At 34.8% G+C, this 6,813-nt stretch carries 5 protein-coding genes and 2 pseudogenes; 5 read left to right on the top strand and 2 right to left on the bottom strand.

The features are described from left to right. Nucleotides 1-180: 180 nt before the first annotated feature. Both NSQ85_RS10640 and NSQ85_RS10635 read left to right on the top strand, forming a co-directional pair. Nucleotides 181-375 carry an oleate hydratase gene (locus NSQ85_RS10640; protein WP_011227135.1) on the top strand — a complete coding sequence of 65 codons (195 nt, stop codon included), beginning with the start codon at nt 181-183 and terminating at the stop codon, nt 373-375. Nucleotides 376-414: 39 nt separating this feature from the next. Continuing rightward, nucleotides 415-939, top strand: a pseudogene (locus NSQ85_RS10635) (type I restriction-modification system subunit M N-terminal domain-containing protein); the annotation flags it as partial. 131 nt (nt 940-1,070) lie between these two features. Here NSQ85_RS10635 and NSQ85_RS10630 read toward each other — a convergent pair. After that, nucleotides 1,071-1,892, bottom strand: a pseudogene (locus tag NSQ85_RS10630) (PrsW family glutamic-type intramembrane protease). Nucleotides 1,893-2,049: 157 nt separating this feature from the next. Between NSQ85_RS10630 and NSQ85_RS10625 the strand changes: the two are divergent. Beyond that, on the top strand, nt 2,050-3,594 hold the full coding sequence (locus NSQ85_RS10625; protein ID WP_180482013.1) for a zinc ABC transporter substrate-binding protein AdcA: 1,545 nt from the start codon (nt 2,050-2,052) through the stop codon (nt 3,592-3,594). Between the two features lie 217 nt (nt 3,595-3,811). Next, nucleotides 3,812-4,210, top strand: a complete 399-nt coding sequence (locus NSQ85_RS10620; protein ID WP_179972912.1) for a hypothetical protein — start codon at nt 3,812-3,814, stop codon at nt 4,208-4,210. A 513-nt stretch (nt 4,211-4,723) separates the two neighbouring features. Here the strand turns inward: NSQ85_RS10620 and NSQ85_RS10610 are convergent. Beyond that, complete coding sequence (locus NSQ85_RS10610) at nt 4,724-5,731, bottom strand: YeiH family protein (protein WP_179972913.1); 1,008 nt, start codon at nt 5,729-5,731, stop codon at nt 4,724-4,726. Nucleotides 5,732-5,947: 216 nt separating this feature from the next. Between NSQ85_RS10610 and NSQ85_RS10605 the strand changes: the two genes are divergently transcribed. Then, on the top strand, nt 5,948-6,664 hold the full coding sequence (locus NSQ85_RS10605; RefSeq protein ID WP_232087373.1) for a glucosaminidase domain-containing protein: 717 nt from the start codon (nt 5,948-5,950) through the stop codon (nt 6,662-6,664). The last annotated feature ends 149 nt before the right edge of the window (nt 6,665-6,813 follow it).

The following is a 6,813-nucleotide window of genomic DNA, read 5'->3' as shown; positions in this document are numbered from 1 at the left end:
AGTCGTAACCAAATAATTGCCATGGAACTGTTCAGTTTGTTATACTGTTTGAAATATCAATGTATTTGTTATTAGAGCTATACTATAAAAGTGGACAGAAAATTGTGTGTTATAATCTGTCTAGGAAGACACAAAAACGAAAGGACGTTTATTTAGTGTTTATACAAAGGAGGCCCGTTTATGTATTACAGTAACGGAAATTATATTCCTAAAAAAATTACTGACTGTACTGATCGTGAAATATGCGAAGAATTCTTATATCACATTGGGGTTCCTAAAAATAAATTTTCAGAAATTGAAGCAGAGGAAAATTTAAGCTTTTTTGGAGCCTCAGAATTTGAGACTGCATTAATGAGCTTCTTCAATTCACTATAAAAAATTAAAAATACTCGCAAGAAATAAGAAGCGAATAAAATGGCATTATCAAATGAACAAAAAATAAAATGTGGGCCCTCTTAAATCAAACCCGAGGACAGATTGGTTTAACCGCCTATAAAGACTACATTTTTGGCTTACTATTTTATAAATATTTATCAGAAAAGGCCACACAATGGTTGGGAGAAGTTTTACGAGGAGACACTTGGGAAAATGTTTATGGTCAAGATCCTGTAAGAGCCTTAGACTATATGAAACAAAAGCTCGGTTATGCCATCCAGCCTAAGGAATTTTTTAAAGATTGGGAAGCTGCCATTCATGAAGAACGATTTAACATTCCAATGATTTCAGATTCATTTGGCCATTTTAATCAGCAAATTGTGTTTGAAGCTAAAGATGATTTTGAAGGCATCTTTGATGGGATGCGTTTTGATAGTTCTGATTTAGGAAGTAATGCGCAAGCTCGAGCAAGTGTTATGATCTCGATGATTGAGTTACTCTCTGCCCCCTGAGTTTGATCTCTCTACAGGAGGGGACACCGTTTCAGATATCTATGAATACTTGAACAGATAAACTATTGGCAAAAGTCTTAGATGATGCTAGTAATCTGATGACCAATCGTTTTTCTATGAGTGATTAAAGTCATCAAAAAAGCCTTTCCATAAAATTGGAAAGTTTTTTTTCGTAGTTTAACATTACTTGTTTTCTTCATCCAGTTTCGAGAGGATCTGATAAAGTGTAATGAGGAAGAAAAGATTGAGTGAAATAAGAAGACCTGATGCCCATGGCAAATCGCTTTCTAAATTTCGAAGAGGTAAATTTCAAGCAAGTGTGCCGCAAAAGTACCACAAGCATAAAGCATATCAATAAGACTGTATTTAGAACTAATGAGTTTTTGACGTGAACGCCATATCAGGACTAGCCCCATAGCGAGGAAGGATGTGTAAAGCCAGTGAGACGATACAGCACCAATAGTTCGACCAAGAATTCCTGAGATTGTATAAGAAAAACCATCAGGCAAATCTGAAAGAATATAGGAGAAGTCTTCACTAATCTGGAAGCCCAGACCTGCTGTAATAGCAACGAGTAAGAGTCCTTTGTAACTTTTTATTGGAACCACATAGATAGCAAAGATAAATGAAGCTAGTTTGAGAGGTTCCTAAACCAGTGGTGCCATTATAGCATCCTCAAATCGATAGAAGAAATTCTTTGAAGAAAGACGGGCAATCACCCATTCATGAAAAAAAGTATTAGCATAACCTGCCAACCAACCTGTAATAAAGAATCCGCCAATTAGAGCAAATACGAGAATAAGCGGTTTCACCTGCCATTTCTTGCCTAAGAACTGAATCAGAAATATTGCTGGAATGATGTAGCAGAGAGCAATGAGAGTTGATAGCCCAATAATTCCATAAGTCGAGCCAGACAAAGCGCCAGAAGTATATGATGGTGTATCATAGGTCAAGGCCGATGGCTGACAAAAATAGAAAAATGTATAGGGTTAGTTTTCGAAACATGTGTAACCTACTTTCAAAATGATACTCCCGGTATATCAAATAATTTTTTTCTCTTCGAAATAGTTCAATTTTTTTATTTAGGACTTGCAAAATAAAATTAGTGTGATATACTTAACCGGTAAACTATTAACTGGTTAAGTATTTTGAAAGGAATATCATGAAAAAGAAACGCATTTTTGGCCTAGCAGGATTAGCAGCTGTTGTTCTAGCAGCTGGTGCAGGTATTTATTATACGACTAGTCAACACGATTCAAAGGGAAATGGTGATTTGAAGGTTATAACGAGCTTCTACCCTGTTTATGAATTCACCAAACAGGTTGTTGGAGATGAGGGAGAGGTGTTTTATCTTATCCCTGCAGGTAGTGAGGTCCATGATTTTCAGCCTTCTACTAAGAATGTTGCTGATATTGAGAAGGCTGACACTTTTGTCTACCTAAATGAGAATATGGAAACATGGGTTCCAAAGGTTGAAAAAAACATTAACACCAAACATACCAAAGTCATTAAGGCAAGTAAAGGAATGATTCTTTTGCCTGGTACAGAGGAAGAAGATCACGATCATGGTGGCGAAGAACATCACCATGAGTACGATCCCCATGTTTGGCTCTCACCAAAACGTTCTCAAAAATTAGTGGAAACTATTAGAGATGGTTTGATTGCTCAACATCCAGATAAAAAAGCGGTATTTATGAGCAACGCAGAAGAATATCTAAAAGAATTACAAGCTTTGGATAAGGAATATACAGAAGCGTTTAGTCAGGCAAAACAGAAGAGTTTTGTTACACAGCACTCAGCCTTTGCCTACCTTGCCTTAGATTATGGTTTAACCCAAGTACCAATTTCAGGTGTCTCAGATGAATCTGATCCATCTGCAAAACGTATCGCTAGCCTTTCTAAGTATGTTTCAGAATATGACATTAAGTATATCTACTTTGAAGAGAATGCTTCTAGTAGTATTGCTAAAACCTTAGCCAATGAAGTAGGAGTTAAGACAGCAGTTTTAAACCCTATTGAATCCCTAACTAAGGATCAATTGAAAAAAGGTGAAGATTATGTCAGTGTTATGACTGAAAATCTAAAAAGTCTTCGTTTGACAACAGATGTTGAAGGTAAAGATATTCAACCTGAAGATGGAAGCAATGACAAGAAAACTGTTCAAAATGGTTACTTTGATGACAAAGATGTCAAAGACAGAGAACTGTCAGATTGGTCAGGCGAGTGGCAATCGATTTATCCCTTCCTTCAAGATGGTACATTAGATCAAGTATTTGAATACAAATCTCTACTGAATAAGGATAAAACAGCACAAGAGTACAAAGAATACTATACTAAGGGTTATCAAACAGATGTTTCTAGAATTGCCATTGATGGGAAAAAGATGACCATTACTTTCACTAAGACTGATGGAAGCAGTGTGACACACACTTATCGTTATGATGGTTATAAGATTTTGACCTATTCTTCTGATAAAAAGGGTGTTCGTTATCTCTTTACGGCAACTGACAGTCAAGCGGCAGATAATCCTTACCAGTATGTCCAATTCTCTGATCATCAAATAGATCCAACAAGCTCAGCACATTTTCACATTTTCTTTGGTAATAGTAACCAAGAAGAAATTCTAAAAGAAATGGACAACTGGCCAACTTACTACCCTGGAAAACTTAGCGGCTTTGAAATTGCACAAGAAATGGTCAGTCACTAAGAGTATTAAATCGCTCATTTGAGTGATTTTTTTATTTTTTGAAAAATTTTTTATTCTTTATAGTATTAGAAAAAAAGCTAGTGTAATTATTTTAAAATAAAACTTTCAATATAAAAATATTTCTAAGAAAATCACGTAAAATATTAAATAATTACTACTTTTTTCATTCTTTAGTGGTACAATAATATTACGATTTTCAGAAGACCAGGAGAAACCTATGAACCAGTATTTAGTAGCGATACACTATATTCAACTGCTTCAAGCAGAACTCAATATTCTTAATCATGATGCACGCTTGCTTTTCGATCTCAAGATTGATCCCAATCTTGCTAAACGTGAGCTTGCTGACTTAAAAGTATTACTATCTAAATTATCTGACAAAAATCTTTATATCGAAGGTACAATCTGGTATCAGCCAAGTTTATTTGCTATTATAGATCAAAAGTTAGGGGTTATTGATGACTGGCTTAAAGAATTAGATGACTTCTTTGAATTTAGTTACGGTACAACAGTCTATTCTGTTTTGAAAGAAAACGAAAATCGAAGTTATGACTTATTGCTTGGTCTTTATAACCGTCTTGAATACGTTATCTCAGATATAAAAAATTGCCGTTAGATTGCTAACGGCTTTTGACATGTCAAGAAATTTAGTTTATGTTTTAAATATCAAATAATTTGACAAAATTCCCCAATATGTGTAAAATAAAATTTAAAGATACTCTAATAAAAATAATGTTAAGTTAAAGGAAAATAATGACTAAGTGGGTAAACAGGGGTTGAAATCGGGGGCTTTTTTAAGTATTATTTCGGGAACCTTGCTTCACTGAGTTTTCTAGGTTTTATTTTTTATGATTTTTATTCTTTAAATGGTTTCATTTCTTTATCTCCATAGAGTACTTCAGTTCTTGAAGTAAACCATTATTCTGGTCAAGTATCTCCTTCCTCAGTAAGGAAGGATGGTGTTTATAAGGTTCAAGACATAAGTGGTGCAACTAATAACTATGATGTTGATTTGAGAGTGACAAATGAGGGAGATAAGGTTATTCAAACCTATATCTTTAAATATAAAAAATAACTACACAATAAAAAAACTCACAAACTGAGCAAGTTTGTGAGTTTTCTATTTATTTTACCAAAATCCTAATAGTTTTTGCATGAGGAGTGAAACGACACTAATTAATAGCCAACAAAGCCCTCCCACTAATAGAGCAGAACCTCCCTTAGTAATTAGTTTTTTGAGATTTGTTTGGTAACCGATAGCTGTCATGGCCATGATAATCATGAATTTTGAAAGGTCTTTTAAAGGAGCGAAGATAGCTGCTGGGACCCCCATAGACATTGCTACGGTTGTAATGAGTGAAGCTAGCAGGAACCAAAGGATAAAGTTTGGAATTGCTTTGGTCAGAGAAAACCTTTCCTTTGTATTATCTTTTTTTGACTGCCAAATAGAGAGCCCTAGAGTAATAGGAATAATAGCAAGTGTCCTTGTTAGTTTGACAATCGTTGCCTGCTCTAGGATGGATGTTCCATGTAAGCTATCCCATGAACTAGCGGTAGCAGTTACAGAGGATGTATCATTAACAGCTGTTCCAGCAAATATAGCAAAGCCCTGATTACTGAGCCCTAACCAAGAGCCTAAGTGAGGAAAAAGTAGAGCTGCCAAAATGTTGAAAAAGAAAATAACAGAGATTGCAGTTGCAATGGACTCATCTTTGGCCTTGATAACAGGCGCAGTGGCTGCAATAGCAGAACCACCGCAGATAGATGATCCTACTCCTACTAAAGTTACGATTTCACTATCTAATTTAAATAGCTTATGGATGACATAAGCAGTAATCAGTGCAGTAGCAATAGTAGTTAAAATAATGGGTAGAGATGTTAAACCAACGTTGAAGACTTGAGAAAGATTTAATCCAAATCCCAGAAGAACAACTGCGTATTGCAATACTTTTTTCGATGTGAATTGCATCCCTATTATAAATCTTTTTTGATTTATAAGTAGACTAGCTAATAAGAGTCCGATAAAAAGTCCAATGACGGGCCCACCAATAATAGGAAATAAGTTTCCAAGATACCAAGCTATGAGTGATATAACTATTGAAATGCTTATTCCAGGTAAGAATTCTTTTATTTTCATTAAGTTAGCTCCTTAAAAGTTAGCTATATTATAGCTTATTATAAATACGATGTAAAGGTGACTTCTGCCTTAGTTCTCAGCAAAAACTAGGTAAGAAGATTGCGGGACGTTAGTTTTTTAATAGAATAGTATTAAAACATTATAATTATTTTTTATGAAGGAAGGGTTGTATGTGTCGTCTTTTAAAGAAGTATTTTGTTTTTATAGTGGGTTTTTTTGTTCACTTTTTTGGTGTTGGCATCTATAACAGACAGAAAAAATGATAATAGTGTCAATACTAAAGCTGAAGCCGCCTATAATCAAACTACGACAGCTTTTATTGATAGTATTGGTGAGACTGTGAGACAGATTGGTCAGGACTACAATATCTATAACTCTGTTTTAATTGCTCATGCAATTTTGAAATCAAATTCAGGTCAGTCAGGCTTGAGTCAAGCTCCTTATTACAACTTCTTTGGTATTAAGGGTTCTTATAATGGGAACTTTGTTACAATGCGTACTTGGGAAGATGATGGTACAGGAAATATTTACGAGATTGACGAGCCCTTCCGTTTATATGGAAGTCTGAGTGATTCTCTAGAAGATTATGCTACTTTAATGACGTCATCTACTTATTCAGGTACTTGGAAATCAAATACAAGCAGCTATGCGGATGCTACTCAGGCACTCACAGGAACCTATGCTACGGATAGTCTTTATGCTTCTAAGTTAAATAGTATTATTACATACTTAAATAGTATTATTACATACTATGGGCTTACTATCTACGACCAAGCCCCAGTTACCCAGGCAACAGATTCGAGTAGCGGTTTAGTTTGGAATAGTTATAGAGGATCATACACAGATACTGAGACCTTATCTATAGATGAGGCATGGGCAAGTTATAAAATTATAAATAAAAAGAGCCGAAATGAACTGCACCCCAAAAGTTAGACAGCAAAAATCTAACTTTGGGGGTGTTTTTATTATGAAATTGACTTACGAAGATAAAGTTCAAATATATGAACTGAGAAAGCAGGGAAAGAATCGTTATTATTCTCCTAAATTAAAACAAGAAATGATTGATAAAGTTCTACTTGAAG

This window comes from Streptococcus sp. FSL L8-0526, from assembly GCF_038007145.1.
Taxonomy (GTDB): Bacteria; Bacillota; Bacilli; order Lactobacillales; family Streptococcaceae; genus Streptococcus; species Streptococcus thermophilus.
Note: the sequence above shows the minus strand (reverse complement) of the source record. Positions and strands in the feature narration are given on the sequence as shown.

Coding starts and splice junctions, on each gene's coding strand:
- NSQ85_RS10640 (WP_011227135.1), top strand. CDS start 181: ATGTATTACAGTAACGGAAATTATATTCCTAAAAAAATTACTGACTGT.
- NSQ85_RS10620 (WP_179972912.1), top strand. CDS start 3,812: ATGAACCAGTATTTAGTAGCGATACACTATATTCAACTGCTTCAAGCA.
- NSQ85_RS10610 (WP_179972913.1), bottom strand. CDS start 5,731: ATGAAAATAAAAGAATTCTTACCTGGAATAAGCATTTCAATAGTTATA.
- NSQ85_RS10625 (WP_180482013.1), top strand. CDS start 2,050: ATGAAAAAGAAACGCATTTTTGGCCTAGCAGGATTAGCAGCTGTTGTT.